Source organism: Pseudomonas sp. JL2 (genome assembly GCF_031570495.1).
Taxonomy (GTDB): Bacteria; Pseudomonadota; Gammaproteobacteria; order Pseudomonadales; family Pseudomonadaceae; genus Aquipseudomonas; species Aquipseudomonas rhizophila.
In genome coordinates this window covers 71,558-96,078 of the sequence record NZ_JAKUDH010000011.1, presented here as the reverse complement: position 1 = coordinate 96,078, position 24,521 = coordinate 71,558, and the positions used below count along the sequence as shown (strand labels likewise).

At 58.9% G+C, this 24,521-nt stretch carries 25 protein-coding genes and 1 pseudogene; 16 read left to right on the top strand and 10 right to left on the bottom strand.

Going from position 1 to position 24,521, the window contains the following annotated elements; translation table 11 throughout:
* The first annotated feature begins 57 nt into the window (after positions 1-57).
* Positions 58-240 carry a PA3496 family putative envelope integrity protein gene (locus MKS85_RS15890; protein ID WP_047227013.1) on the top strand — a complete coding sequence of 61 codons (183 nt, stop codon included), beginning with the start codon at positions 58-60 and terminating at the stop codon, positions 238-240.
* Positions 241-296: 56 nt separating this feature from the next.
* On the opposite strand, the gene MKS85_RS15885 is transcribed toward MKS85_RS15890, so the two are convergent.
* Positions 297-923, bottom strand: coding sequence for a response regulator transcription factor (locus tag MKS85_RS15885; protein ID WP_047227014.1), 627 nt, complete (start codon positions 921-923; stop codon positions 297-299).
* A 468-nt stretch (positions 924-1,391) separates the two neighbouring features.
* On the opposite strand from MKS85_RS15885, the pseudogene MKS85_RS15880 reads away from it, so the two are divergent.
* Positions 1,392-1,649, top strand: a pseudogene (locus tag MKS85_RS15880) (hypothetical protein); the annotation flags it as partial.
* Between the two features lie 244 nt (positions 1,650-1,893).
* Here MKS85_RS15880 and MKS85_RS15875 read toward each other — a convergent pair.
* Both MKS85_RS15875 and MKS85_RS15870 read right to left on the bottom strand, forming a co-directional pair.
* Positions 1,894-3,111 carry an argininosuccinate synthase gene (locus MKS85_RS15875; RefSeq protein WP_024779511.1) on the bottom strand — a complete coding sequence of 406 codons (1,218 nt, stop codon included), beginning with the start codon at positions 3,109-3,111 and terminating at the stop codon, positions 1,894-1,896.
* A gap of 127 nt (positions 3,112-3,238) precedes the next feature.
* Complete coding sequence (locus tag MKS85_RS15870) at positions 3,239-4,201, bottom strand: OmpA family protein (protein ID WP_047227015.1); 963 nt, start codon at positions 4,199-4,201, stop codon at positions 3,239-3,241.
* Positions 4,202-4,392: 191 nt separating this feature from the next.
* Here MKS85_RS15870 and pyrC point away from each other — a divergent pair, with 191 nt between their 5' ends.
* Together pyrC and rnt are read left to right on the top strand one after the other, a co-directional pair.
* Positions 4,393-5,439 carry a dihydroorotase gene (gene pyrC, locus MKS85_RS15865; RefSeq protein WP_047227016.1) on the top strand — a complete coding sequence of 349 codons (1,047 nt, stop codon included), beginning with the start codon at positions 4,393-4,395 and terminating at the stop codon, positions 5,437-5,439.
* Positions 5,436-6,113, top strand: coding sequence for a ribonuclease T (gene rnt / locus MKS85_RS15860; protein ID WP_310663016.1), 678 nt, complete (start codon positions 5,436-5,438; stop codon positions 6,111-6,113). The genes pyrC and rnt overlap by 4 nt, the downstream gene beginning before the upstream one ends.
* Before the next feature lie 207 nt (positions 6,114-6,320).
* Here the strand turns inward: rnt and MKS85_RS15855 are convergent, their stop codons facing one another.
* A complete protein-coding gene (locus MKS85_RS15855) occupies positions 6,321-6,923 on the bottom strand; it encodes a peroxiredoxin (RefSeq protein ID WP_047227018.1) in 603 nt (200 codons plus the stop codon).
* A gap of 303 nt (positions 6,924-7,226) precedes the next feature.
* Here MKS85_RS15855 and MKS85_RS15850 point away from each other — a divergent pair, with 303 nt between their 5' ends.
* Together MKS85_RS15850 and bfr are read left to right on the top strand one after the other, a co-directional pair.
* Entirely contained in the window at positions 7,227-7,445 is a 219-nt protein-coding gene (locus MKS85_RS15850; RefSeq protein WP_047227019.1) for a bacterioferritin-associated ferredoxin, read from the top strand.
* Positions 7,446-7,644: 199 nt separating this feature from the next.
* A complete protein-coding gene (bfr, locus tag MKS85_RS15845; protein WP_047227020.1) occupies positions 7,645-8,118 on the top strand; it encodes a bacterioferritin in 474 nt (157 codons plus the stop codon).
* Positions 8,119-8,315: 197 nt separating this feature from the next.
* On the opposite strand, the gene grxD is transcribed toward bfr, so the two are convergent.
* The 4 genes from grxD to MKS85_RS15825 form a co-directional block, all read right to left on the bottom strand.
* Positions 8,316-8,657: a Grx4 family monothiol glutaredoxin gene (gene grxD, locus MKS85_RS15840; protein ID WP_047227021.1), complete on the bottom strand. Its 342-nt coding sequence runs from the start codon at positions 8,655-8,657 to the stop codon at positions 8,316-8,318.
* Positions 8,658-8,756: 99 nt separating this feature from the next.
* Positions 8,757-10,865 carry a molybdopterin oxidoreductase family protein gene (locus MKS85_RS15835; RefSeq protein ID WP_188251999.1) on the bottom strand — a complete coding sequence of 703 codons (2,109 nt, stop codon included), beginning with the start codon at positions 10,863-10,865 and terminating at the stop codon, positions 8,757-8,759.
* A gap of 131 nt (positions 10,866-10,996) precedes the next feature.
* A complete protein-coding gene (locus tag MKS85_RS15830) occupies positions 10,997-11,284 on the bottom strand; it encodes a hypothetical protein (RefSeq protein WP_047227023.1) in 288 nt (95 codons plus the stop codon).
* A 47-nt stretch (positions 11,285-11,331) separates the two neighbouring features.
* Positions 11,332-11,457, bottom strand: a complete 126-nt coding sequence (locus MKS85_RS15825; protein WP_257220644.1) for a hypothetical protein — start codon at positions 11,455-11,457, stop codon at positions 11,332-11,334.
* A 194-nt stretch (positions 11,458-11,651) separates the two neighbouring features.
* Here MKS85_RS15825 and argF point away from each other — a divergent pair, with 194 nt between their 5' ends.
* Together argF and MKS85_RS15815 are read left to right on the top strand one after the other, a co-directional pair.
* Positions 11,652-12,572, top strand: a complete 921-nt coding sequence (gene argF, locus MKS85_RS15820; protein ID WP_188252000.1) for an ornithine carbamoyltransferase — start codon at positions 11,652-11,654, stop codon at positions 12,570-12,572.
* On the top strand, positions 12,569-13,678 hold the full coding sequence (locus MKS85_RS15815; RefSeq protein ID WP_047227025.1) for an ABC transporter ATP-binding protein: 1,110 nt from the start codon (positions 12,569-12,571) through the stop codon (positions 13,676-13,678). The genes argF and MKS85_RS15815 overlap by 4 nt, the downstream gene beginning before the upstream one ends.
* 105 nt (positions 13,679-13,783) lie before the next feature.
* Here the strand turns inward: MKS85_RS15815 and MKS85_RS15810 are convergent, their stop codons facing one another.
* Positions 13,784-14,593, bottom strand: a complete 810-nt coding sequence (locus tag MKS85_RS15810; RefSeq protein ID WP_047227026.1) for a PhzF family phenazine biosynthesis protein — start codon at positions 14,591-14,593, stop codon at positions 13,784-13,786.
* A 171-nt stretch (positions 14,594-14,764) separates the two neighbouring features.
* Positions 14,765-15,235, bottom strand: a complete 471-nt coding sequence (ybaK, locus tag MKS85_RS15805; protein WP_076383708.1) for a Cys-tRNA(Pro) deacylase — start codon at positions 15,233-15,235, stop codon at positions 14,765-14,767.
* 320 nt (positions 15,236-15,555) lie between these two features.
* Here ybaK and MKS85_RS15800 point away from each other — a divergent pair, with 320 nt between their 5' ends.
* From MKS85_RS15800 to MKS85_RS15765, 8 genes are all read left to right on the top strand, one after another.
* The gene (locus MKS85_RS15800; protein ID WP_139049303.1) at positions 15,556-16,407 is read left to right on the top strand and encodes an MIP/aquaporin family protein; all 852 of its coding nucleotides are present in this window, start codon (positions 15,556-15,558) and stop codon (positions 16,405-16,407) included.
* A 76-nt stretch (positions 16,408-16,483) separates the two neighbouring features.
* On the top strand, positions 16,484-17,989 hold the full coding sequence (gene glpK, locus MKS85_RS15795) for a glycerol kinase GlpK (protein WP_139049301.1): 1,506 nt from the start codon (positions 16,484-16,486) through the stop codon (positions 17,987-17,989).
* 96 nt (positions 17,990-18,085) lie between these two features.
* Positions 18,086-18,841, top strand: a complete 756-nt coding sequence (locus tag MKS85_RS15790; RefSeq protein ID WP_047227030.1) for a DeoR/GlpR family transcriptional regulator — start codon at positions 18,086-18,088, stop codon at positions 18,839-18,841.
* Positions 18,842-19,170: 329 nt separating this feature from the next.
* Positions 19,171-20,709, top strand: coding sequence for a glycerol-3-phosphate dehydrogenase (gene glpD, locus MKS85_RS15785; protein WP_173406630.1), 1,539 nt, complete (start codon positions 19,171-19,173; stop codon positions 20,707-20,709).
* A 448-nt stretch (positions 20,710-21,157) separates the two neighbouring features.
* Positions 21,158-22,072 carry a glutamate/aspartate ABC transporter substrate-binding protein gene (locus MKS85_RS15780; RefSeq protein ID WP_047227033.1) on the top strand — a complete coding sequence of 305 codons (915 nt, stop codon included), beginning with the start codon at positions 21,158-21,160 and terminating at the stop codon, positions 22,070-22,072.
* 193 nt (positions 22,073-22,265) lie between these two features.
* Positions 22,266-23,012 (top strand): amino acid ABC transporter permease, encoded by a 747-nt coding sequence (locus MKS85_RS15775; protein WP_047227034.1) that lies wholly within the window; start codon positions 22,266-22,268, stop codon positions 23,010-23,012.
* Complete coding sequence (locus MKS85_RS15770; protein WP_047227035.1) at positions 23,012-23,683, top strand: amino acid ABC transporter permease; 672 nt, start codon at positions 23,012-23,014, stop codon at positions 23,681-23,683. Before MKS85_RS15775 ends, MKS85_RS15770 begins: the two co-directional genes overlap by 1 nt.
* Complete coding sequence (locus tag MKS85_RS15765) at positions 23,680-24,414, top strand: amino acid ABC transporter ATP-binding protein (protein WP_047227036.1); 735 nt, start codon at positions 23,680-23,682, stop codon at positions 24,412-24,414. Before MKS85_RS15770 ends, MKS85_RS15765 begins: the two co-directional genes overlap by 4 nt.
* The last annotated feature ends 107 nt before the right edge of the window (positions 24,415-24,521 follow it).

Genomic DNA, 24,521 nt, shown 5'->3' with positions numbered 1-24,521 from the left:
CCCGTGGTTTATCGATATAAGGAGCGCCAATGGCAGTTTAAGCCTGGAGTCGATCCCATGAGTGCTGACAAAGAACAACTGGATGTAGAAGACGATTTCATCGCCGTTGAGGCCGACGATGTGGAACCTGTGGTCGTCGAAACAGCGAAAACCAATCTGAGCAAACGTCGCACGATTGATAATCTGCTGGAAGAGCGCCGCTTGCAGAAACAACTGGCCGATTACGACTTTGACCTCTGACACGTAAAAGCCTCCCGAATGGAGGCTTTTTACTGAGTACGCGCGGCCGGAAAAACTCACACTAACCCGTTACGCTGCGCCAGTTCGATCAGATCAACCAGCGAGCGGGCATTGAGCTTCAACAACAAGCGTGTCTTGTATGTACTGACGGTCTTGTTGCTCAAGAACATCCCATCGGCAATTTCCTTGTTGGTCTTTCCGCGAGCCAGTTGCTGCAAGACCATCATCTCTCGCCCGGACAGTCGATCGACCATATCGGACTCGCTTGCGTTACCCAGACTCGAACGCACCGTATGCAGCGCCTGATTGGGGAAATAACTGTACCCCGACAGCACCGCCTTGATTGCACTGAGTAACTCGGTGAGGTCCTGCTGCTTGCACACATAACCGGCTGCCCCCGTCTGCATGCAGCGCATCGAAAAATGCCCAGGTGCCTGGGAAGTCAGCACCAGAACTTTCAAAGGTGAAGGGTTGGCGGTCAGGCGTGCGATGACCTCCAGTCCATCCAGTTTCGGAATGCCGATATCCAGAATAACGATATCAGGCATAAGTTCACGGGAAAGTTGCAACGCATCGACGCCATTATCGGTTTCGGCAATAACTTCATATCCATGACGCTCCATTAGCAAACGTACAGCAAGACGAATGACGGGATGATCATCCACGATCAGCACTTTATTCATGGGCAAATCCAACTTCGCTGTTCGAATTTTTAGAGCACGCACAATAGCCTAGTCAATTCTACCTTGGCATGCCGCCCCCCCTGACCGCTCGCACCGAGAGACGCAACCTACAAGCGATACAGAAAAATCCTACAAATCCCCTTGGAAATAATGCGCCATAAATTTGTTTACAGAGGCAAATGGATGCATCAGGGGATCCGCGCCCCTCTAAACAAGCGCCTTTTTCTGCATCCACCCTCGTCCCCCAATAGCAAAAAAACACTCGTCTCATAAAAAGTAACTGAATTATTTACCAACACAACCACATTGGTTTTATTTAAATAAAATTGAATTCACATAAGGAATAAGCGAAATTTATTCAATCCCATTTATGAGGAGACACCACAATCAATACCCTCACCGCAAACTTTAATGACTCACACCTTCCTAATGCAATCACCGAGCCTGAATATGTTATGAGCATCCACCATGAACAAACCGTCGAAAATCATCACCAACCCCATGACGCTAATCGCTATATTCGCAACTTTGTCCGAGACTTCGGCAGCCATCTCCCTGCCTTTCCTCGACGATCAGGACCGTGAGTACTATCTTTGGTTTCTGATCAGCTTTCCGTTCTATCTATTATTTCTTTTTTTCATCACCCTGAACTTTAACTATCGCTCGTTATATTCACCCTCGGATTTTCGCAAGAGCAAACACTTCATGAAAATCATGGATGATTCGAGCTGTCGGCGCGAACGGCTTTTCCGCCGGGCGACCAAGGGCAAAGGATGGCTGATCACTGTTCATCCACAAAAAAAACAGCAACGACTGTTCATTTTGGTTATCCCCCGGCCACCGGAAGGCCTGGCCGAGGCCGATCGATCCAAACGCGCAAAACAGCGCCACAACGAATGAGCAGCACAGGGGAAAGGGTCCCCCAAAAAAAACGGCCTGCACATGGCAGGCCGTTTTCATGGAGCCAGGATCAGAACAGCTTGCGACCCTTGTTCGCCGCGATGCGCATGCGCAGGGCGTTGAGCTTGATGAAGCCAGCAGCGTCGGCCTGGTTGTAAGCGCCGCCGTCCTCTTCGAAAGTCGCGATGTTGGCATCGAACAGGGAGTCGTCAGACTTGCGCCCAGTGACGATGACATTGCCCTTGTACAGTTTCAGGCGCACGACGCCATTCACGTTGACCTGGGAGGCGTCGATCATCTGTTGCAGCATCAGGCGCTCCGGACTCCACCAGTAACCGGTGTAGATCAGGCTGGCGTACTTGGGCATCAACTCGTCTTTGAGGTGAGCCACTTCGCGGTCCAGGGTGATCGACTCGATCGCGCGGTGAGCACGCAGCATGATGGTGCCGCCCGGGGTCTCGTAGCAACCGCGGGACTTCATGCCGACATAACGGTTCTCGACGATGTCCAGACGACCGATGCCGTGTTCGCCACCAATACGGTTCAGGGTCGCCAGCACGGTGGCCGGGCTCATTTCCACGCCGTCCAGCGCGACGATATCGCCGTTGCGATAGGTCAGCTCCAGGTATTGCGGGGTGTCAGGAGCCTTCTCCGGGGAGACGGTCCAGCGCCACATGTCTTCTTCGTGCTCGGTCCAGGTGTCTTCCAGCACGCCGCCTTCATAGGAGATGTGCAGCAGGTTGGCATCCATCGAGTACGGGGATTTCTTCTTGCCGTGGCGTTCGATCGGGATGGCGTGCTTCTCGGCGTAGTCCATCAGCTTTTCACGGGACAGCAAGTCCCACTCGCGCCACGGCGCGATGACTTTCACGCCGGGCTTGAGGGCATAGGCACCGAGTTCGAAACGCACCTGATCGTTGCCCTTGCCGGTGGCACCGTGGGAAATGGCGTCGGCACCGGTTTCGTTGGCGATTTCGATCAGGCGCTTGGCGATCAACGGACGGGCGATGGAGGTACCCAGCAGGTACTCGCCTTCGTAAACAGTGTTGGCGCGGAACATCGGGAACACGAAGTCACGGACGAACTCTTCGCGCAGGTCATCGATGTAGATCTCTTTGACGCCCATGGCCTGAGCCTTGGCGCGTGCAGGCTCGACTTCTTCGCCCTGCCCCAGGTCAGCGGTGAAGGTCACCACTTCACAGTTATAAGTGTCCTGCAGCCACTTGAGGATCACCGAAGTGTCCAGGCCGCCGGAATACGCCAGAACGACCTTGTTTACGTCCGCCATGCCATCACTCCACGGGTTGTACGGAAAGCCGGGAAGTTTAACGTCCAGCGCGGATAATTTACAGGGGCGCGACAGCTTATGACGACGAAGCGACAGATTATGTCGAGCGCGCGACGATCCTCACGGGTCAGGATGTCCGCGCGGCGGTGGCTGCAGTGGGCTGGGCCGGTGTCGCGGTCGGCGTCGGAGCCTTGGCAGGGGGCGCGGCGGGTGTAGCCTGCGGTGCCGGCGCTTCAGGCACCGCCACACGCTCCAGGCGCACGGCCACACGACGGTTCTTGGCGCGATTGGCGGCACTGGTGTTGGGCACCAGGGGGTAACGTTCGCCGTGGAACCGCACGGTGATCTGCGACTCTTGAAAGCCGTTGGCCTTGAAGAAGTCCTGGACCGCCAGGGCACGGCGACGAGACAGCTCACGATTGGTCAATCGATTGCCGCTATTGTCGGAGTGACCGTCGAGTTCGACATGGTTGACGGTCGGGTCGGCTTTGATGAAGTCGATCATCACCTGCAACTGAGCCTTGGCCCGGGCATCGAGCTCAACGCCTTCGCCGGGAAAGCCGATCTGGGATTGCTTCACCTGCTCGAAATTCTTCGGCAACAGTTTTGCCACGCAGCCCTGGTAATCACTGAAGGCCTTGTTGAAGCGCACGGGCAGCAGCCGGACTTCCGAAACCCGCCCGTCCCCCGTGTTACGCCGTACCACCGGGCTGCGCCCTTCCATCAGCCCGCTGATCAAGCGGCCCGCCTGGACCTGAGAGCTGTTGAACAGCACATCGCCGCTGCCGAGCCTGACCGAGCCCAGGTTGATGTCGCCCCGTCCCGGCTGCCAAGGCGCGGCGGCCGCCAGCAGGATGGCCGAACCGCCACCGAGCATCGGGTTGTGGGACTTGAGCCGGAAGATCGCCTGCTCGCCGGCCCGGCGCACGAATTCGCCGCTGCCGAAATCGGTGACCGGCTGACTCAGCCGGCACTCGAACTTGTCGCCTTCGACCGTCCACTCAATGCTCTCCAGACGGGTCTGGAAAGTGAGCGCCATGGCGGGAAGGCTGGCAAACACACTGAGCAAGGCTAAATAACGCTGGCGCACGGGCGGCTCCAATGGCTTTTATACAAAGATCGACACACGTTGAGAGTATGACGCCTGTCCGGGGCGCCTTACGGATTCGTGGCACACCTGTAGGAGCTATCGGTAACTTGCGCCAGAACTTGATAGCGGGTGCCTGAATCGGTCTTTTCCGGTAGCATTCCCCAGAGTTTGACCCGCCTGGAAGCCCCCCAATGTCCGACCGCCTGACCCTGCTGCGTCCCGACGACTGGCATATTCATCTTCGCGATGGTGCTGTGTTGACCCATACCGTCGCCGATGTCGCGCGCACCTTCGGGCGCGCAATCATCATGCCGAACCTGGTTCCGCCAGTGCGCAACGCCATCGAGGCCGACGGCTATCGCCAGCGAATCCTGGCCGCACGCCCGGCCGGCAGCCGTTTCGAACCGCTGATGGTGCTTTACCTCACCGACCGTACGCAGCCCGAAGAAATACGCGAGGCCAAGGCCAGCGGCTTCGTCCATGCCGCCAAGCTGTACCCCGCCGGCGCCACCACCAACTCGGACTCCGGCGTCACCAGCATCGACAAGATTTTCCCGGCGCTGGAGGCCATGGCCGAAGTCGGGATGCCGTTGCTGATCCACGGTGAAGTCACTCGTGGCGACGTCGACGTGTTCGACCGCGAAAAAATCTTCATCGATGAGCACATGCGTCGCGTCGTGGAACGCTTCCCGACGCTCAAGGTGGTGTTCGAACACATCACCACCGGTGATGCCGTGCAGTTCGTCAACGAAGCCCCGGCGAACGTTGGCGCGACCATTACCGCACATCACCTGCTGTACAACCGCAACCATATGCTGGTGGGCGGGATCCGGCCGCACTTCTATTGCCTGCCGATCCTCAAGCGCAACACCCATCAAGAAGCCTTGCTCGACGCTGCCACCAGCGGCAGCGCCAAGTTCTTCCTCGGCACGGACTCGGCGCCCCATGCCCGGCACGCCAAGGAAGCGGCCTGCGGTTGCGCTGGCTGCTACACCGCCTATGCCGCCATCGAGATGTATGCCGAGGCGTTCGAGCAGCGCAATGCGCTGGACAAACTCGAAGGCTTCGCCAGCCTCCACGGTCCGCGCTTCTATGGCCTGCCGGTGAACACTGATCGTATTACCCTGGTTCGCGACGAGTGGACCGCCCCCGCCAGCCTGCCTTTTGGCGAGCTGACTGTTATCCCGCTGCGCGCCGGTGAAAAACTGCGCTGGCGCCTGCTGGAGGAAAGTGTGTGAGTGAAGATCATTTCGACGACGAGCTGGACGGCAACGGTGGTTCGGGCGCTGCCCGTCACCCCATGGCAGCCCGCTTCCGGGGCTACCTGCCGGTCGTGGTCGACGTAGAAACCGGCGGTTTCAACTCCGCCACCGATGCGCTGCTGGAAATCGCTGCGACCACCATTGGCATGGACGAAAAAGGTTTTGTGTTCCCTGATCACACCTATTTCTTCCGCGTCGAACCGTTCGAAGGCGCCAACATCGAGGCGGCAGCCCTGGAGTTCACCGGGATCAAGCTTGATCACCCATTGCGCATGGCGGTGAGTGAAGAGACGGCCCTGACGGACACTTTCCGAGGCGTGCGCAAGGCTTTGAAGGCCAACGGCTGCAAACGGGCGATCCTGGTCGGCCACAACAGCAGCTTCGACCTGGGCTTTCTCAATGCGGCGGTGGCGCGCCTGGATATGAAGCGCAACCCGTTCCATCCGTTTTCCAGCTTCGACACCGCGACGCTTGCCGGCCTGGCGTACGGCCAGACCGTGTTGGCCAAGGCCTGCCAGGCGGCCGACATCGACTTTGATGGCCGTGAAGCCCACTCGGCCCGCTACGACACCGAGAAGACCGCCGAGCTGTTCTGTGGCATCGTCAATCGCTGGAAAGAAATGGGTGGCTGGCAGGATTTCGACGACTGACATAAACCAAACTGGCCTCTGTGGCCTCTGTGGCCTCTGTGGCGAGGGAGCTTGCTCCCGCTTGAGTGCGAAGCGCTCACAAAATGTTGGGGGCGGCTGCGCCACCCAGCGGGAGCAAGCTCCCTCGCCACAGGGTCTGTGCTCTGTCTAGAAACGACCATAAAAAAACCGGCCCATCGAGGGCCGGTTTTTTTGTGCCTGTTGCGCTTACAGCTTGTCGCTGTGCTCGCCCAGGTAGGCGGCAACGCCTTCAGGGGATGCGGTCATGCCTTTGTCGCCTTTCTTCCAGTTGGCCGGGCAAACTTCGCCGTGCTCTTCGTGGAACTGCAGCGCGTCGACCAGACGGATCAGCTCTTCCATGTTACGGCCCAGCGGCAGGTCGTTGATGATCTGCGAACGGACAACGCCCTTGTCGTCGATCAGGAACGCGCCACGGAAGGCCACGCCGCCTTCGGACTCAACGTCATAGGCCTTGGCGATTTCGTGCTTCATGTCGGCAGCCATGGTGTATTTCACCTGGCCGATACCACCAGCGTTGATAGCCGTGTTGCGCCAGGCGTTGTGGGTGAAGTGCGAGTCGATCGAAACGGCAACCACTTCAACGTTGCGGGCCTTGAAGTCGTCCATGCGGTGATCCAGCGCGATCAGCTCGGATGGGCAGACGAAGGTGAAGTCCAGCGGGTAGAAGAACACCAGGCCGTATTTGCCTTTGATGGCCGAGGACAGGGTGAAGCTGTCGACGATTTCGCCGTTGCCCAGAACGGCTGGAACGGTGAAGTCAGGGGCTTGTTTGCCTACGAGTACGCTCATTGGATATCTCCTGGTGAATAACGTGAAAACAAGGTCCGGGCCAGCCTGCCACCCTCAGGCGACAGCCCTGTGACACGAACCCGCTTGCAAGGGCCGATCATCATACACCGCGAATTTGGCCTGTCTTCAACGGTTTTTCGGCGAGTCCAAAAATCCTTTCCCTTGGCATGCCCCCTCATTGGCCCTGGATAAAAAACCGTTCGTCAGCTCTGGCCCAAGGGTTTCAGAAACCACTTTGACAATCATTCTCGTTAACATTAAGATCCGTCTCAATTGAGTCACAACCAGCGACGGTTCTTACTTATGTATGTTTGCCTCTGCACTGGCGTCACCGACGGACAAATCCGCGAAGCGATCTATGAAGGCTGCTGCAGCTACCGCGAAGTCCGCCAAGCCACCGGCGTAGCCAGCCAATGCGGCAAATGTGCGTGCCTGGCCAAGGAAGTGGTTCGCGAAACCCTTGCCAAAATGCAAACGGCCCAGGCCTCGATTCCCTATCCGGTAGAATTTACTGCCGCTTAAATCCAGCTTCTTGAAGAACCGGGCTCTATGCCCGGTTTTTTTATGCCTTTAAATCAAGCGCTTAGCCTCTAGACGCGGAACACAAACATTCTTATTCCGATTAATTTTCATTTATTATTCAATAACTTAGGTTTGACACTCGTCAGTGCGCGGCTCAAACTCAGCCCTATACACAGCTATTACAGGGCAGGCCCTCACCATGAAAGGCGACGTTACAGTCATCCAGCATCTCAACAAGATCCTCGCCAATGAGCTGGTCGCGATCAACCAATACTTCCTGCATGCGCGCATGTATGAGGATTGGGGCCTGAACAAGCTGGGCAAGCACGAGTACCACGAGTCCATCGACGAGATGAAACACGCGGACAAGCTGATCAAGCGCATCCTGTTCCTCGAAGGTCTACCGAACGTCCAGGACCTGGGTAAGCTGCACATCGGCGAACACACTCAGGAAATGCTCAAGTGCGATCTGACGATCGAGCGTGCCGGCCACGCCGACCTGAAAGTCGCCATCGCCCATTGCGAGAGCGTTGGCGACTTCGGCAGCCGCGAACTGCTTGAAGACATCCTCGAGTCCGAGGAAGAACACATCGACTGGCTGGAAACCCAACTGGGCCTGATCGACAAAGTGGGTCTTGAGAACTACCTGCAATCGCAGATGGGCGAAGAGTAACTTCCCCAAAAGCAAGCCAATAAAAAGCCCCGCCCTCTTTCCAGAGGCGGGGCTTTTTACTGCCTGGATTTCCAGGCCACAGCGCAAAACCTTTGTGGGAGCGAGCCTGCTCGCGATAGCGGTCTATCAGTCACCAACACGTTGACTGACACGCCCTCATCGCGAGCAGGCTCGCTCCCACATTGTTTGTCCGTGAATCAGGCTTCTGTCTTGTTCGCAGCCGCTTTTTCGGCAGCAGCCTTGATCGTGGCCTGCAAAGAGCCGTCGGCCGCCATCTCGGTCATGATATCGCTACCGCCGATCAGCTCACCGGCCACCCACAGTTGCGGGAAAGTTGGCCAGTTGGCGTACTTGGGCAGGTTGGCGCGGATTTCCGGGTTCTGCAGGATGTCCACGTAGGCAAACTTCTCGCCACACGCCATCACAGCCTGAGCAGCCTTGGCCGAGAAGCCGCACTGTGGCGCATTCGGCGAGCCTTTCATGTAAAGCAGGATGGTGTTGTTGGCAATCTGGTCTTTAATCGTTTCGATGATATCCACGGAGCACCTCGGCTTAAACTTTGCGACTTCAGTTGTCGACACGGTGGCGCATTGTAACGGAAAGCCGAGCACGCTGCTCGGTCTCCCCGAGAGACAAATTCACGCAGCCACCACCTTCACCGGAACCCCATTGAGCGCTGCATTGCCAGACAACTCATCCAGCTGACAGTCATCGGTCAGATCATTGGCGCTCGAACCGGGCTGGGCGCTGGCAATGGCCATCTGCACGCCCGGCCGGGCATGGCCCCAACCGTGGGGCAGGCTGACCACGCCTTTCATCATGTCCAGGCTACCCTGCACCTCGACTTCAAGCATACCCACCCGCGAACTGACTTTCACCCGCTGCCCGTCGCTCAACCCGCGACTGCTCAGATCCTCCGGGTGCATCAGCAATTGATGACGCGGCTTGCCCTTCACCAGGCGGTGGAAATTGTGCATCCAGGAGTTATTGCTGCGCACATGGCGTCGGCCAATCATCAGCAACTCATCCGCCTGTGGTGCCTGCAACCCGGCAAAGCGCGTGAGGTCGGCAAGAATGACCGCCGGTGCAGCCTGCACTCGCTGGTTTTCGGTTTTCAAGCGTGGCGCCAGGTTGGGCTTGAGGGCGCCCAGGTCGATGCCATGGGGATGGTCGAACAAGGTCGCCAGGGACAGCTTATGCGGCGAGGCGTCGCCATAGGCGCCGGCACGAAGGCCGAAATCGATCATTTGCGCCGGCGGCATGGTCGGTTTGAGTTCCTTGCCGGTTCGGGCAGCGAAAGCCTTGGCCAGACCGACGAAAATTTCCCAGTCGTGCAGCGCCCCTTCGGGCTTGGGCAGGATCGCCCGGTTGAAACGGGTCACGTTGCGCACCGCGAACAGGTTGAACGTGGTGTCGTAATGGTCGTTTTCCAGGGCCGAGGTGGATGGCAGGATCAGGTCGGCGTAGCGCGTGGTTTCGTTGATGTACAGATCGACGCTGACCATGAACTCCAACCCGTCCAGCGCCTGCTCCAGTTGCCGTCCGTTGGGAGTGGACAGCACCGGGTTGCCCGCCACGGTGACCAGAGCACGAATCTGGCCTTCGCCCTCGGTGAGCATTTCCTCGGCCAGAGCCGAAACCGGCAGCTCGCCCGCATATTCGGGACGCCCGGACACCCGGCTTTGCCAGCGATTGAAATGCCCTCCCGAGGTGGTCGCTACCAGGTCCACCGCAGGCTCGGTACACAGGGCCCCACCGACCCGGTCAAGATTGCCGGTCACCAGGTTGATCAGCTGAATCAGCCAGTGACACAGCGTGCCGAACGCCTGGGTCGAGACGCCCATCCGTCCATAACAGACCGCTGAAGGCGCGGCAGCGAAGTCCCGGGCCAACTGCCGAATCTGCGTAGCTGGCACAGCACAGAGCGGGCTCATCGCTTCAGCCGTGAAGGTCGCGACGGCCTGGCGCACGTCTTCCAGGCCATCCACCGGCAGGTGACTGTCACGGGTCAAGCCCTCGCTGAACAGGGTATTGAGCACACCAGACAGCAAAGCGGCATCGCCACCCGGGCGCACGAACACATGCTGGTCGGCAATAGCCGCCGTTTCGCTGCGACGCGGATCGACCACCACCACTTTACCGCCACGGGCCTGGATCGCCTTGAGGCGTTTTTCCACGTCCGGCACGGTCATGATGCTGCCATTGGAGGCCAGCGGGTTGCCGCCCAGGATCAACATGAAGTCGGTGTGATCGATGTCCGGTATCGGCAACAACAGGCCGTGACCGTACATCAGGTGACTGGTCAGGTGGTGAGGCAGTTGGTCCACCGAAGTCGCCGAAAACCGGCTGCGCGTCTTCAGCAGGCCCAAAAAATAGTTGCTGTGGGTCATCAGCCCATAGTTATGCACACTGGGATTGCCCTGGTAGACCGCTACCGCGTTCTGACCGTGGCGTTCCTGGATGCCCGCCAGACGTTCGGCCACCAGCGCGAAGGCATCGTCCCAGGCAATAGGCTGCCACTCGCTACCGACCCGGCGCATGGGCTGGCGCAGGCGATCCGGGTCGTTCTGAATATCCTGCAGCGCTACCGCCTTGGGGCAGATGTGGCCGCGACTGAAGCTGTCCAGTGGATCGCCCTTGATCGAGGTGATCGCCAGGCCCTGGCCTTCGGTCTCGGTGGTTTCAAGGGTCAAGCCACAGATGGCTTCGCACAGATGGCACGCACGGTGGTGGAGAGTCTTGGTCATGGCCAGCCTCTATTTTATTCGTAACGGGCGCTTTCGGCCGCGGGAACAAAACTATGGCGCGTGATCCACCCCTGCGCCAGCGACGTTCGTCCTGTGAATTGCCGTGCATCAGGCCCGCCGATGCAGTGAGCTCAAGGCTGCTCGGAAGGCGGCGCCAGCAACTGGATTTCCTCGATGGTTTCCACTTGCTCATGAGCAATGGGCACGCCCGTCAACTCTCCGATCAATCGCCAATGCTCGTCGAGCCCGCTGCTGATGGTGGCCATGCGATCGATCATGCGTCGACCTGCTGCCTTGGTCACCTCGTCATCGCTGCGCAGCAACTCGAATGACATGGACGTCACCGAGGCGGTCAGGTGAGTCAGGGAGCGCGCTGTCAGCCCCAGTAGTTCCATCAGTTGTTGCTCTTTCGAATCCATTTCGGGGCTCCTGCGTCTGAGGTTCATTTATAACCCAGGCCCTGGCATTAGGAAATATTCACGCCCAGGAACAGGCCGGCCAAATCATTCAATAACGCCCCGGTTTGATTGCCAAGCTGCGCAAGGCCGGTGTACAAATGGGTGGCTGCTGTCAGGAAACCGGCTTCATACATGTCTTCGCCAACCTGCTATGACCTCGCTGAAATCCCCTAAAACTGTAGCCCTATTGGTAAGACGCGACATTTCCTTATAAGATCGCGCCTTCCCCTATTTCGTCGCCCCGTGCGGCTTTTGCCGCAGGTCTCGCCCGTTTTTTCATGAAACAAGGCTTTGAGCATCTGCGATCAGTGACAAAAGGTAGTCAATCATGAGCGCAAGGCACTTTCTCTCCCTGATGGATTTCACGCCCGACGAGTTGCTCGGCGTGATCCGTCGAGGCGTGGAGCTCAAGGACCTGCGTAATCGCGGCGTACTGTTCGAGCCCCTGAAAAACCGTGTGCTGGGGATGATCTTCGAGAAGTCATCGACCCGCACCCGTATTTCTTTCGAAGCCGGCATGATCCAGCTCGGCGGCCAGGCAATCTTCCTGTCGCCCCGCGACACCCAGCTGGGCCGTGGCGAACCGATCGGCGACTGCGCCATCGTCATGTCGAGCATGCTTGATGCGGTGATGATCCGTACCTTCGCCCACAGCACGCTGACTGAGTTTGCGGCGCACTCGCGCGTACCGGTGATCAATGGTCTGTCCGATGACTTGCACCCCTGCCAGTTGCTGGCCGACATGCAGACGTTCCTCGAACACCGCGGCTCGATCCAGGGCAAGACCGTGGCCTGGGTCGGCGATGGCAACAACATGTGCAACAGCTATATAGAAGCCGCGATCCAGTTCGACTTCCAACTGCGCATCGCCTGCCCGGAAGGCTACGACCCCAGTGCCGAACTGGTGGCCAAGGCCGGGAGCCGGATGACCATCGTCCGTGATCCGAAACAGGCCGTGGCCGGCGCGCACCTGGTGAGCACTGATGTCTGGACCTCGATGGGCCAGGAAGAAGAAACCGCCAAGCGTCTGAAACTGTTCGCGCCACTTCAGGTCAACCGCGCCCTGCTCGACCTGGCGGACGCTGACGTGCTGTTCATGCACTGCCTGCCGGCCCATCGCGGCGAGGAGATCAGCGTCGACCTGCTGGACGATCCACGCTCCGTGGCATGGGATCAGGCAGAAAATCGCCTTCACGCACAAAAGGCCTTGCTCGAGTTTCTGGTCGAGCCGGCGTACCACCACGCATGAGCCATACCCTGCTACTGAACCTGCAGAACCTGACTTGCGGTTATCAAAACCAGCGCGTCGTCCAGAACCTCAACCTGCACCTCAATGCCGGGGATATCGGTTGCCTGCTCGGCTCGTCCGGGTGTGGCAAGACCACGACGCTGCGAGCCATCGCCGGTTTCGAACCGGTACAGGAAGGTGAGATCCAGCTGGCGGGGGAAACCATCTCCCGCGCCGGCTTCACCCTCGCCCCGGAAAAACGCCGCATCGGCATGGTATTTCAGGACTATGCGCTGTTCCCTCACCTGAGCGTGGCGGAGAACATTGCGTTTGGCATTCGCAAGCATCCGGACAAGGACCGCGTGGTCGAGGAACTGCTGGAGCTGGTCAACCTGAAGAGCTTGGGCAAGCGCTTTCCCCATGAACTGTCCGGGGGTCAGCAACAACGTGTGGCCCTGGCTCGCGCCCTGGCGCCGGAACCGCAATTGCTGCTGCTCGACGAACCGTTCTCCAATCTCGATGGTGAGCTCAGACGCAAGCTCAGCCATGAAGTGCGGGACATTCTCAAGGTCCGCGGCACCAGCGCTATTCTGGTAACCCACGATCAGGAAGAAGCCTTCGCGGTGAGCGACCATGTCGGGGTATTCAAGGAGGGTCGGCTGGAACAGTGGGATACGCCCTACAATCTGTACCATGAACCGCTGACGCCATTTGTCGCCAGCTTCATTGGCCAGGGTTACTTCATTCGCGGCCAGCTCGACAGCCCGGAATCGGTGCAAACCGAGCTGGGTATCCTGCGCGGCAATCGGGCATACACCTGGCCCATCGGTGGTGCGGTGGATGTGCTGCTGCGCCCGGACGATATCGTCTACGCACCGGACAGTCCGCTCACAGGCAGGATTGTCGGCAAGACGTTCCTGGGGGCTTCAACCCTGTATCGCCTGCAATTGCCGACCGGAGCGCAGCTGGAATCCATTTTCCCGAGCCATGCCGACCATCTGGTGGGGGACAACGTCGGCATCCGCGTAGCGGCTGAACACTTGGTGCTGTTCCAGGCGTCAGGGAGCACGGCGGCCCATATACCCCCCGTGGAAAGCGGCGTGCGGCGCTACAGTACTGCCAGCTAGAAGCAATTGTGGGAGCGAGCCTGCTCGCGATGGCGTAGGCATATTCAGCATCGATGCAAGCTGAACCAACGCTATCGCGAGCAGGCTCGTTCCCACATTTTGACCTCAGAGATTTGAGATGAGGTTACCGGCTCCCCCCAACATCAACGTCCCACTGGCCACCAACGTCGCATTCCCGCCAATCTTCACCCGCTCTCCCTCAAGTCGGCAGAACAGTTCGCCGCCCCTGGCCGAGCACTGATAAGCCGTCAGCCCCAGCTTGCCCAAGCGCCGAGACCAGTAAGGAATCAGGCTGCAATGGGTCGAGCCCGTGACCGGATCTTCATTGATGCCAATCGCCGGGGCGAAATAGCGCGAGACAAAATCATGCCGGCTTCCCGGCGCAGTCACGATTGCGCCCGGCCACGGCAGCTTCGCCAGGGCCGCCATGTCCGGCTTGCAATCGAGCACCGCCTGCTCCGACTCCAGCACGACAAACAGTTCGTTGGAGCTCAACACGTCCACCGCTTCCACGCCCAGGGCAGCCTGGACCACCAGGGATGCACCCAACTCGCTGGGGACGATGGCTGGAAAATCCAGCCATAGCCGATCACCTTCGCGAGTGACGCTCAACGCCCCGGATCGACAGATGAAGTCCAGTCGCTCGACGGTTTCGTGATAGACCTCGAACAGCACATGGGCGCTGGCCAAGGTGGCATGCCCGCACAACGGTACCTCGGTGGTGGGCGTGAACCAGCGGATATGCCAATGCTGGCCTTCACGCACCAGAAAGGCCGTTTCAGCCAGGTTATGTTCGGCGGCGATCCTTTGCATCAAGTCATCGGCCAGCCAGGCGTCGAGCCGATAGACCATCGCCGGATTGCCGCCAAACGGCCGATCACTGAACGCATCGACTTGATGAAACGCAAGCTGCATGGCACTTCTCCTTGTTATTGATGCATGAGCATGAGTGCCCAGCTACTGCTTTTCCAGTGACAGATCCGACGAATTTTCACCCTACAGCCCAGGACGAAGGCCCCGGCAGCCACCCAAGCCTAAGCCCGACACCATGATGACAAAGGTACTTGCTCACGCCCTGCGCCGGTTTCAAGCACGCCCGATATCCGCAAACGCCGCCCCGGTATGCTCGGCCAGTACCGCCGGCGCCAGCTCTACCTCCAGCCCGCGCCTTCCGGCACTGACAAAGATGCTGGCGAACGGCTGGGCAGAACTGTCGATAAAGGTGCGAAGACGTTTTTTCTGCCCCAATGGACTGATACCACCGAGCAGATAACCGGTCGAACGCTGGGCGGCCGCGGGGTCGGCCATCTCGACTTTCTTTACGCCGGCGGCATGGGCCAGGGCTTTCAAATCCAGGCTGCCGACCACGGGCACCACCGCCACCAACAACTCGTGTTTTTCGCTGGCCGCCAACAACGTCTTGAAGACCTGCGCCGGATCCAGTCCAAGCTTTTCTGCCGCTTCCAAACCATAGGAGGCTGCCTTGGGATCGTGTTCATAACTGTGAATGCGATGCTCGGCGCGCACCTTTTTAAGCAGATCCAATGCCGGGGTCATGATCGCTCCTGAGGAAATTCGAATAAGCGTGGCCGGATTCTAAGTCATCGTCGGCCAAAAGGTGCTGGAACTGGGCTGCCAACCCCAGTGACTTAGCGTGAGCGAAACAGTCATTCACACCACGAATAGTTTAAATGTGACCAATGGTTCACTTTCGACCTTTGACACCAGCGTTTCTTGTCTATATTTTTTCGAAACTGAAAACAGAAACGCAGGTCTCAACCAACACCCCGAGTTCAGGATGAGGATCCTGCCTCGGCGCTGAACGCGCGATCGGGCTTTACCGGACGCGCCAGACAACAACAAAAACCGAGGTTTGAATGACAATTGCTTTACAACAGCCACCCCTTTCCAGCCAATGCCTGGCCGAATTCCTGGGGACTGCCCTGCTGATTTTCTTCGGCACTGGCTGCGTTGCAGCGCTCAAGGTCGCGGGTGCGAGTTTCGGCCTGTGGGAAATCAGTATCATCTGGGGTGTCGGTGTCAGCATGGCGATCTACCTCAGTGCCGGCGTTTCCGGCGCACACCTGAACCCCGCCGTCAGCATCGCGCTGTGTATTTTCACCGACTTTGAAAAGCGTAAGTTACCCTTCTACATTATTTGCCAGGTGGCCGGCGCCTTTTGTGGCGCGCTGCTGGTCTACACGCTGTACAGCAATCTATTCTTCGATTTCGAACAGTCCCGGCAAATGATTCGTGGCTCAGAAGCCAGCCTTGAACTGGCCTCGGTGTTTTCCACTTATCCACACCCGGCGCTGTCCACTGGCCAGGCCTTTCTGGTGGAGGTGATCATCACCGCCATTCTGATGGGCGTGATCATGTCCCTGACCGATGACAATAATGGCCTGCCCCGCGGCCCGCTGGCGCCACTGCTGATCGGCCTGCTGATCGCGGTGATTGGCAGCTCGATGGGGCCACTGACGGGCTTCGCGATGAATCCGGCGCGAGACTTCGGCCCTAAACTGATGACTTTCTTCACCGGGTGGGGTGAAATTTCCCTCACGGGTGGACGCGACATCCCGTATTTCCTGGTTCCGATTTTTGCACCGATCGTGGGTGCATGCCTGGGCGCTGCGGCCTATCGCGGGTTGATTGCCCGCCATCTGCCCAGCGCCGCGGCTGTTACAAAGGATGCAAAACCGGCCATTGACGGCAAACCCAGAACATCCTGAAACCATCGGCGCACACTTCTGCCCGCTCAAGCGTGCGCCAGGCCTCACCCCTTATTCACGTCCCAAGGCAATCGACATGACCGACATTCAGAACAAGAACTACATCATTGCCCTCGACCAGGGTACGACCAGCTCGCGGGCGATCATTTTCGACCGCGACGCCAATGTGGTCTGCACCGCCCAGCGCGAATTCGCCCAGCATTACCCCCAGGCCGGCTGGGTCGAACACGACCCGATGGAAATCTTCGCCACCCAGAGCGCGGTGATGGTCGAAGCCCTGGCCCAGGCTGGCCTGCATCATGACCAGGTCGCCGCGATCGGCATCACCAACCAGCGCGAAACCACCGTGGTCTGGGACAAGACCACCGGCCGGCCGATCTATAACGCCATTGTCTGGCAGTGCCGACGTAGCACCGAGATCTGCCAGCAACTCAAGCGTGACGGCCACGAACCGTACATCAGCGAAACCACCGGCCTGGTCACCGACCCGTATTTCTCCGGCACCAAGCTCAAGTGGATCCTGGACAACGTCGAAGGCAGCCGCGAACGCGCACGTAACGGCGAACTGTTGTTTGGCACCGTGGACAGCTGGCTGATCTGGAAATTTACCGGCGGCAAAGTCCACGTCACCGACTACACCAACGCCTCGCGCACCATGCTCTTCAATATTCACTCGCTGGAGTGGGACGCGAAGATGCTCGAGATTCTCGACATCCCTCGCGAAATGTTGCCGCAAGTGAAGTCGTCCTCGGAAATCTATGGCCGCACCAAGAGCGGCATCGCCATCGGTGGCATCGCCGGCGACCAGCAGGCCGCCCTGTTCGGCCAGATGTGCGTGGAGCCAGGTCAGGCGAAAAACACCTATGGCACCGGCTGCTTCCTGTTGATGAACACCGGCGACAAAGCCGTCAAATCCAATCATGGCATGCTCACCACCATCGCCTGCGGTCCCCGCGGCGAAGTGGCCTATGCTCTGGAAGGCGCGGTATTCAACGGCGGCTCCACCGTGCAGTGGCTGCGCGATGAGTTGAAAATCATCAATGACGCCCTCGATACCGAATACTTCGCCAACAAGGTCAAGGACAGCAACGGCGTGTACTTGGTACCGGCCTTCACCGGCCTGGGCGCCCCCTACTGGGACCCCTATGCCCGTGGCGCGCTGTTCGGCCTGACCCGCGGCGTGCGGGTCGACCACATCATTCGTGCAGCGCTGGAGTCGATTGCCTACCAGACCCGCGACGTACTCGACGCCATGCAACAGGATTCGGGCGAACGCCTCAAGGCCCTGCGCGTGGACGGCGGCGCGGTAGCGAACAACTTCCTGATGCAGTTCCAGGCGGACATTCTCGGCACCCGGGTCGAACGCCCTAAAATGCGGGAAACCACGGCTTTGGGCGCCGCGTATCTGGCCGGCCTGGCGTGTGGTTTCTGGGGCAGCCTGGAAGAACTGCGCGGCAAGGCCGTGATCGAGCGCGAATTCGAACCGCAACTGGACGAGCAGGCCAAGGAAAAACTCTACGCCGGGTGGCAGAAAGCGGTCAGCCGCACCCGCGACTGGGAACCTCACGAAGACGCTGAATAAGCCGAAGCTGGGTACGACGAGGGTCGTGAAACTGGTCGGGAGGGGATTCCTGCGGCATCATGGGCAAATTTTGTATGGCAGCCCAAAGGAAGCCCCATGAATCTGCCTCCCCGTCAGCAGCAAATCCTCGAACTGGTCCGCGAACGCGGCTACGTCAGCATCGAGGAAATGGCGCAGCTATTCGTTGTCACCCCGCAGACCATCCGCCGCGACATCAATCAATTGGCGGAACTGAACCTGCTGCGTCGCTACCACGGCGGCGCGGCCTATGATTCGAGCGTTGAAAACACCGCCTACGCCATGCGCGCCGATCAGATGCGCGACGAGAAGCAACGCATCGCCGAAGCCATTGCCGCCCAGATCCCTGACCATGCCTCGCTGTTCATCAACATCGGCACCACCACCGAATCCATCGCCCGGGCGCTGCTCAATCACAACCACCTGAAGGTCATCACCAACAATCTGCACGTAGCTTCGATCCTCAGCGCCAAGGACGACTTCGAAGTCCTGATCGCGGGGGGAAATGTCAGACGCGACGGAGGCGTGGTAGGCCAGGCCAGCGTCGACTTCATCAACCAGTTCAAGGTCGACTTCGCCCTGGTGGGCATCAGCGGGATCGATGAAGACGGCAGCCTGCTGGATTTTGACTACCAGGAAGTGCGGGTCTCCCAGGCGATCATCGCCAACGCCCGGCAGGTGCTGCTGGCGGCGGACTCCAGCAAATTCGGGCGCAACGCCATGGTCAGGCTGGGACCGATCAGCCTGATCGATTGCCTGGTGACCGATCAGCAACCCGTGCCGGCCCTGGCGCAATTGCTGAGCCAGCACAAGATTCGGTTGGAAGTGGTCTGAGCTCCCCCCGAAACCCTGTGGCGAGGGGATTTATCCCCGCTTGGGCTGCGCAGCAGCCCCAATACAGTCAACTCAATTTGCCTCATATACCGAGTCGCCTGGCTTTAGGGCTGCTGTGAGCCCAGCGGGGATAAATCCCCTCGCCACAAAAGCATCTCCGACCATATCAGCGACCCGCTTCATGTTCGAAAATTTTCCTTTCAGCTTCCTTTGATCAGTATTTTCAATCGAAGTCTGCTGGCTGTTGCCGAGTTTATGGGCTAGTATTTTCGCAAATGAACATTAATGTTCGAATTCAAATATTTCGAAAAAAAGCCCGAGGCCAGCCGATGCCCACTTCTACCTTGCCTACGCCCCCTCTCGCTGAGGTTTACGACGTCGCCGTCATTGGCGGCGGGATCAACGGCGTGGGGATTGCCGCAGACGCAGCGGGTCGCGGCCTCTCGGTGTTCCTTTGCGAAAAGGACGACCTGGCCAGCCACACCTCCTCGGCCAGCAGCAAGCTGATCCATGGCGGCCTGCGCTACCTCGAACATTACGAATTCCGTCTGGTGCGCGAAGCGCTGGCCGAGCGCGAAGTGCTGTTGACCAAGGCTCCGCACATCGTCAAGCAGATGCGCTTCGTCTTGCCCCACCGCCCGCACTTGCGCCCCGCCTGGATGATTCGCGCCGGCCTGTTCCTCTACGATCACCTGGGCAAGCGCGAACAACTTGCCGGTTCCAAAAGCCTGAAATTCGGCGCCGACAGCGCGCTGAAAAGCGAGATCACCAAAGGCTTTGAATACTCCGACTGCTGGGTCGACGATGCGCGCCTGGTGGTGCTCAACGCCATGGCCGCCCGGGAAAAAGGCGCCCATGTCCACACTCGCACACGTTGCGTGAACGCCCGTCGCAGTAAAGGCTTGTGGCATTTGCATCTGGAACGCGCCGACGGCAGCCTGTTTTCGATCCGCGCCAAGGCGCTGGTCAACGCGGCCGGTCCTTGGGTTGCCAAGTTCATTCGCGACGACCTGAAGCTGGAGTCGCCTTACGGCATTCGTCTGATCCAGGGCAGCCACCTGATCGTGCCGAAACTCTACGAAGGCGAGCACGCGCACATTCTTCAGAACGAAGACCAGCGCATCGTCTTCACCATTCCGTATCTGAACCAGTTCACCTTGATCGGCACGACCGACCGCGAATACACCGGCGACCCGGCCAAAGTGGCGATCACCGAGGGCGAAACCGATTATTTGCTCAAAGTGGTCAACGCGCACTTCAAGAAGCAGATCAGCCGCGACGATATCCTGCACAGTTATTCCGGTGTTCGGCCGTTGTGCAACGATGAATCCGACAACCCGTCGGCCGTCACCCGGGACTACACCCTGGCGCTGTCGGGCAGTGCGGACGAAGCCCCGCTGCTGTCGGTGTTCGGCGGCAAGCTGACCACTTACCGCAAACTGGCCGAATCGGCCATGGCGCAGTTGGCCCCGTATTTTACCCAGATGCGCCCCAGCTGGACTGCCGTGGCTACCCTCCCCGGCGGCGAAAACATGACCACCCCGCAAGCGCTGTGCTCGGCGATTCGTGACAAATTCGACTGGGTGCCGACCGAGCTTGCCCGTCGCTGGGCCACCACCTATGGCAGCCGCACCTGGCGCATGCTTGAAGGCGTGCACAACCTCGGTGACATGGGCGAATACATCGGCGCGGGCCTCTACACCCGGGAAGTCGACTACCTGTGCAGCGATGAATGGGCCATCGATGCCCACGACATCCTGTGGCGCCGCAGCAAACTTGGCTTGTTCACCACCGCGGCCGAACAGCAGAAGCTGCAGCAATACCTGGACAAGGTGGAGCACAACCGTCGCAAGATCGAAGCGGCCTGATCGGTTAACCGCTTATACGAAAGCCCCTGAATCTGGCGATTCAGGGGCTTTTTGCTATCTGGCATACACCGCCGCCCTCTGTGGGAGCGAGCCTGCTCGCGATGAGGCCATCAGCTTCAACATAAGTCTCGCCTGGCAAGACCACTATCGCGAGCAAGCTCGCTCCCACAAGGACATGGAGATGCCGAAGTGCATTCGGTTTTCCGAACAAGACTCACCAGTCAATTCGGCCAACCGGATAAACAGCCTGTGGAAAAAATCAGAAAAAAGATTAATTACGTTTAAAAACAAATAGTTAATGTGAGCCAACTGGTCTGGCACGACTCATGCTCTACACTCCTTCGAGACGAATGCCTGCATGCCAACACAACAGGAGCTGCCAGGTACTTCGAAGCACTCAGGGCCGACGAACCGGCTGAATAAGAAAAACAATGTCGAGGAAATATCGATGCGCATCGTTCCCCATCTCCTGGGCGCAGCCATTGCTGCCGCTCTGATCAGCACCCCGGTTTTCGCTGCCGAACTGACCGGTACGCTGAAAAAGATCAAAGAGTCCGGCGTCATCACGCTCGGGCATCGCGACGCTTCCATTCCGTTTTCCTATATCGCGGACGCCTCCGGCAAACCGGTCGGCTATTCCCACGACATTCAGCTGAAAGTCGTCGAAGCCCTGAAAAAAGAACTGGACGTGCCGAACCTGCAGGTCAAGTACAACCTGGTGACCTCGCAAACCCGTATCCCACTGGTGCAAAACGGCACCGTCGACCTGGAATGCGGTTCCACCACCAACAACGTCGAACGTCAGCAGCAGGTTGATTTCTCCGTTGGCATCTTCGAGATCGGCACCAAGCTGCTGTCCAAGAAGGACTCCAAGTACAAGGACTTCGACGACCTCAAGGGCAAAAACGTCGTGACCACCGCCGGCACCACGTCCGAGCGCATCCTCAAGTCCATGAACGCCGACAAGCAAATGGGCATGAACGTGATCTCGGCCAAGGACCACGGCGAATCGTTCAACATGCTCGAAGGCGGCCGTGCCGTTGCCTTCATGATGGACGACGCCTTGCTGGCCGGTGAAATGGCCAAGGCCAAGAAACCAGGCGACTGGGCCGTGACCGGCACCCCGCAGTCCTTCGAAATCTACGGTTGCATGATGCGCAAGGGCGACGAGCCGTTCAAAAAAGCCGTCGATGACGCCATCAAGGCCACCTACGCTTCTGGCGAAATCAACAAGATCTACGAAAAATGGTTCATGCAGCCAATTCCGCCAAAAGGCCTGAACCTGAACTTCCCGATGAGCGAAGAGCTCAAGAAACTGATCGCCGAACCGACCGACAAAGCGGCCGACGAAAAGAAATCCTGATTCCTGACTAACCTTGTCCCCTGGAAGTGCTTTTGCGCTTTCAGGGGATGGTCACTCCCTGCTGGCATATCTGGAAACACTCGAACCGGTGGCTGTCGAGCCGATCGTGTGTGCCTGCCCTTCAAGGGTCAGGTGGGAATGGAGCTTCCCCAGGCGGGTATTTGCATATCGATCGATCTGAGGGGAGACCCTAATGAATTACAACTGGGACTGGGGCGTGTTCTTCAAGTCCACCGGCATCGGCAGCGAGATTTATCTCGACTGGTACGTGGCCGGCCTGGGCTGGACCATCGCCATCGCCGTCGCGGCCTGGATCATCGCCCTACTGCTGGGTTCGGTTCTGGGCGTGATGCGCACCGTGCCGAACCGGCTGGTGTCGGGTATCGCCACCGGCTACGTGGAGCTCTTTCGTAACGTACCGCTGCTGGTTCAGCTGTTCATCTGGTACTTCCTGGTGCCCGACTTGCTGCCTGCGGACCTGCAGGAGTGGTACAAGCAGGACCTGAACCCCACGACCTCGGCCTACCTGAGCGTCGTCGTGTGCCTGGGCCTGTTTACCGCCGCGCGGGTCTGCGAACAGGTTCGCACTGGTATTCAGGCGCTGCCGCGCGGCCAGGAATCCGCCGCCCGGGCCATGGGCTTCAAGCTGCCGCAAATCTACTGGAACGTGCTGCTGCCCCAGGCCTACCGGATCATCATTCCGCCGCTTACCTCGGAATTCTTGAACGTCTTCAAGAACTCCTCCGTGGCCTCGCTGATCGGCCTGATGGAATTGCTTGCACAGACCAAACAGACCGCCGAGTTCTCCGCCAACCTGTTCGAAGCCTTCACCCTGGCGACACTGATCTACTTCACCCTGAACATGAGCCTGATGCTGCTCATGCGCATGGTCGAGAAGAAAGTCGCGGTGCCCGGCCTGATTTCCGTGGGGGGTAAATAATGGAACTCGACTTCACTGGCATCATCCCGGCCATTCCCGGTTTGTGGAACGGCATGGTGATGACGCTCAAGCTGATGGCCCTGGGCGTCGTTGGCGGGATCATCCTGGGGACTATCCTGGCGCTGATGCGCCTGTCCCACAACAAGCTGATCTCCAGCATTGCCGGCGCCTACGTCAACTATTTCCGCTCGATCCCGCTGCTGCTGGTCATCACCTGGTTCTACCTGGCGGTGCCGTTCGTTCTGCGCTGGATCACCGGCGAAGACACCCCTATCGGTGCGTTTGGCTCCTGCGTCGTGGCGTTCATGATGTTCGAGGCGGCCTACTTCTGCGAAATCGTGCGGGCCGGCGTGCAGTCGATCCCCAAGGGTCAGATGGGCGCCGCCCAGGCGCTGGGCATGAATTATGGCCAGACCATGCGCCTGATCATCCTGCCCCAGGCGTTTCGCAAGATGACCCCGCTGTTGTTGCAACAAAGCATCATCCTGTTTCAGGACACCTCGCTGGTCTACACCGTCGGTCTGGTGGATTTCCTCAATGCTTCGCGGGCCAATGGCGACATCATCGGCCGCTCCCATGAGTTCCTGATCATCGCAGGTCTCGTGTACTTCACAATCAGCTTTGCCGCCTCGCTGCTGGTCAAGCGTCTGCAAAAAAGGTTCGCCGTATGATCTCTATCAAGAACATCAACAAGTGGTATGGGGACTTCCAGGTACTGACCAATTGCAGCACCGAGGTCAGCAAGGGTGAAGTTGTGGTGGTGTGCGGCCCGTCGGGTTCGGGCAAGTCCACGTTGATCAAATGCGTGAACGCCCTGGAGCCGTTCCAGAAAGGCGACATCGTGGTCGACGGTACGTCCATCGCCGACCCGAAGACCAACCTGCCGAAACTGCGCTCGCGCGTTGGCATGGTGTTCCAGCACTTCGAGCTGTTCCCGCACCTGACCATCACCGAAAACCTGACCATCGCCCAGATCAAGGTGCTGGGCCGCAGCAAGGAAGAAGCCACCCAGAAAGGCCTGCAACTGCTTGAGCGGGTCGGTCTGTCGGCCCATGCCCACAAGCACCCGGGCCAGCTCTCCGGCGGTCAACAGCAGCGCGTGGCGATTGCCCGTGCCCTGGCGATGGACCCGATCGTGATGCTGTTCGACGAACCGACCTCGGCCCTTGACCCGGAAATGGTCAACGAAGTGCTCGACGTGATGGTGCAACTGGCCCACGAAGGCATGACCATGATGTGCGTGACCCACGAAATGGGCTTCGCCCGCAAAGTGGCGAACCGGGTGATCTTCATGGACCAGGGCCAGATCATCGAAGACTGCGAGAAGGAAGAGTTCTTCGGCGACATCAGCGCCCGCTCCGAACGTGCGCAGCATTTCCTTGAGAAAATCCTGCAGCACTAAACAACACCGCTTCCCACTGTGGGAGCGAGCTTGCTCGCGATAGCGGACTGCCAGTCACCTTATTGTCGACTGATCAGCAGTCATCGCGAGCAAGCTCGCTCCCACAA

Bases quoted from the DNA above. Each gene is read 5' to 3' on its own strand.
- argF (WP_188252000.1), top strand. From the start codon at position 11,652: ATGAGCGCAAGGCACTTTCTCTCCCTGATGGATTTCACGCCCGACGAG.
- MKS85_RS15775 (WP_047227034.1), top strand. From the start codon at position 22,266: ATGAATTACAACTGGGACTGGGGCGTGTTCTTCAAGTCCACCGGCATC.
- MKS85_RS15790 (WP_047227030.1), top strand. From the start codon at position 18,086: ATGAATCTGCCTCCCCGTCAGCAGCAAATCCTCGAACTGGTCCGCGAA.
- MKS85_RS15835 (WP_188251999.1), bottom strand. From the start codon at position 10,865: ATGACCAAGACTCTCCACCACCGTGCGTGCCATCTGTGCGAAGCCATC.
- MKS85_RS15810 (WP_047227026.1), bottom strand. From the start codon at position 14,593: ATGCAGCTTGCGTTTCATCAAGTCGATGCGTTCAGTGATCGGCCGTTT.
- MKS85_RS15890 (WP_047227013.1), top strand. From the start codon at position 58: ATGAGTGCTGACAAAGAACAACTGGATGTAGAAGACGATTTCATCGCC.
- MKS85_RS15885 (WP_047227014.1), bottom strand. From the start codon at position 923: ATGAATAAAGTGCTGATCGTGGATGATCATCCCGTCATTCGTCTTGCT.
- MKS85_RS15855 (WP_047227018.1), bottom strand. From the start codon at position 6,923: ATGAGCGTACTCGTAGGCAAACAAGCCCCTGACTTCACCGTTCCAGCC.
- ybaK (WP_076383708.1), bottom strand. From the start codon at position 15,235: ATGACCCCGGCATTGGATCTGCTTAAAAAGGTGCGCGCCGAGCATCGC.
- MKS85_RS15780 (WP_047227033.1), top strand. From the start codon at position 21,158: ATGCGCATCGTTCCCCATCTCCTGGGCGCAGCCATTGCTGCCGCTCTG.
- MKS85_RS15770 (WP_047227035.1), top strand. From the start codon at position 23,012: ATGGAACTCGACTTCACTGGCATCATCCCGGCCATTCCCGGTTTGTGG.
- pyrC (WP_047227016.1), top strand. From the start codon at position 4,393: ATGTCCGACCGCCTGACCCTGCTGCGTCCCGACGACTGGCATATTCAT.
- bfr (WP_047227020.1), top strand. From the start codon at position 7,645: ATGAAAGGCGACGTTACAGTCATCCAGCATCTCAACAAGATCCTCGCC.
- glpK (WP_139049301.1), top strand. From the start codon at position 16,484: ATGACCGACATTCAGAACAAGAACTACATCATTGCCCTCGACCAGGGT.
- MKS85_RS15765 (WP_047227036.1), top strand. From the start codon at position 23,680: ATGATCTCTATCAAGAACATCAACAAGTGGTATGGGGACTTCCAGGTA.
- MKS85_RS15800 (WP_139049303.1), top strand. From the start codon at position 15,556: ATGACAATTGCTTTACAACAGCCACCCCTTTCCAGCCAATGCCTGGCC.
- MKS85_RS15875 (WP_024779511.1), bottom strand. From the start codon at position 3,111: ATGGCGGACGTAAACAAGGTCGTTCTGGCGTATTCCGGCGGCCTGGAC.
- MKS85_RS15830 (WP_047227023.1), bottom strand. From the start codon at position 11,284: ATGGATTCGAAAGAGCAACAACTGATGGAACTACTGGGGCTGACAGCG.
- MKS85_RS15825 (WP_257220644.1), bottom strand. From the start codon at position 11,457: ATGTATGAAGCCGGTTTCCTGACAGCAGCCACCCATTTGTACACCGGC.
- MKS85_RS15815 (WP_047227025.1), top strand. From the start codon at position 12,569: ATGAGCCATACCCTGCTACTGAACCTGCAGAACCTGACTTGCGGTTAT.
- glpD (WP_173406630.1), top strand. From the start codon at position 19,171: ATGCCCACTTCTACCTTGCCTACGCCCCCTCTCGCTGAGGTTTACGAC.
- MKS85_RS15850 (WP_047227019.1), top strand. From the start codon at position 7,227: ATGTATGTTTGCCTCTGCACTGGCGTCACCGACGGACAAATCCGCGAA.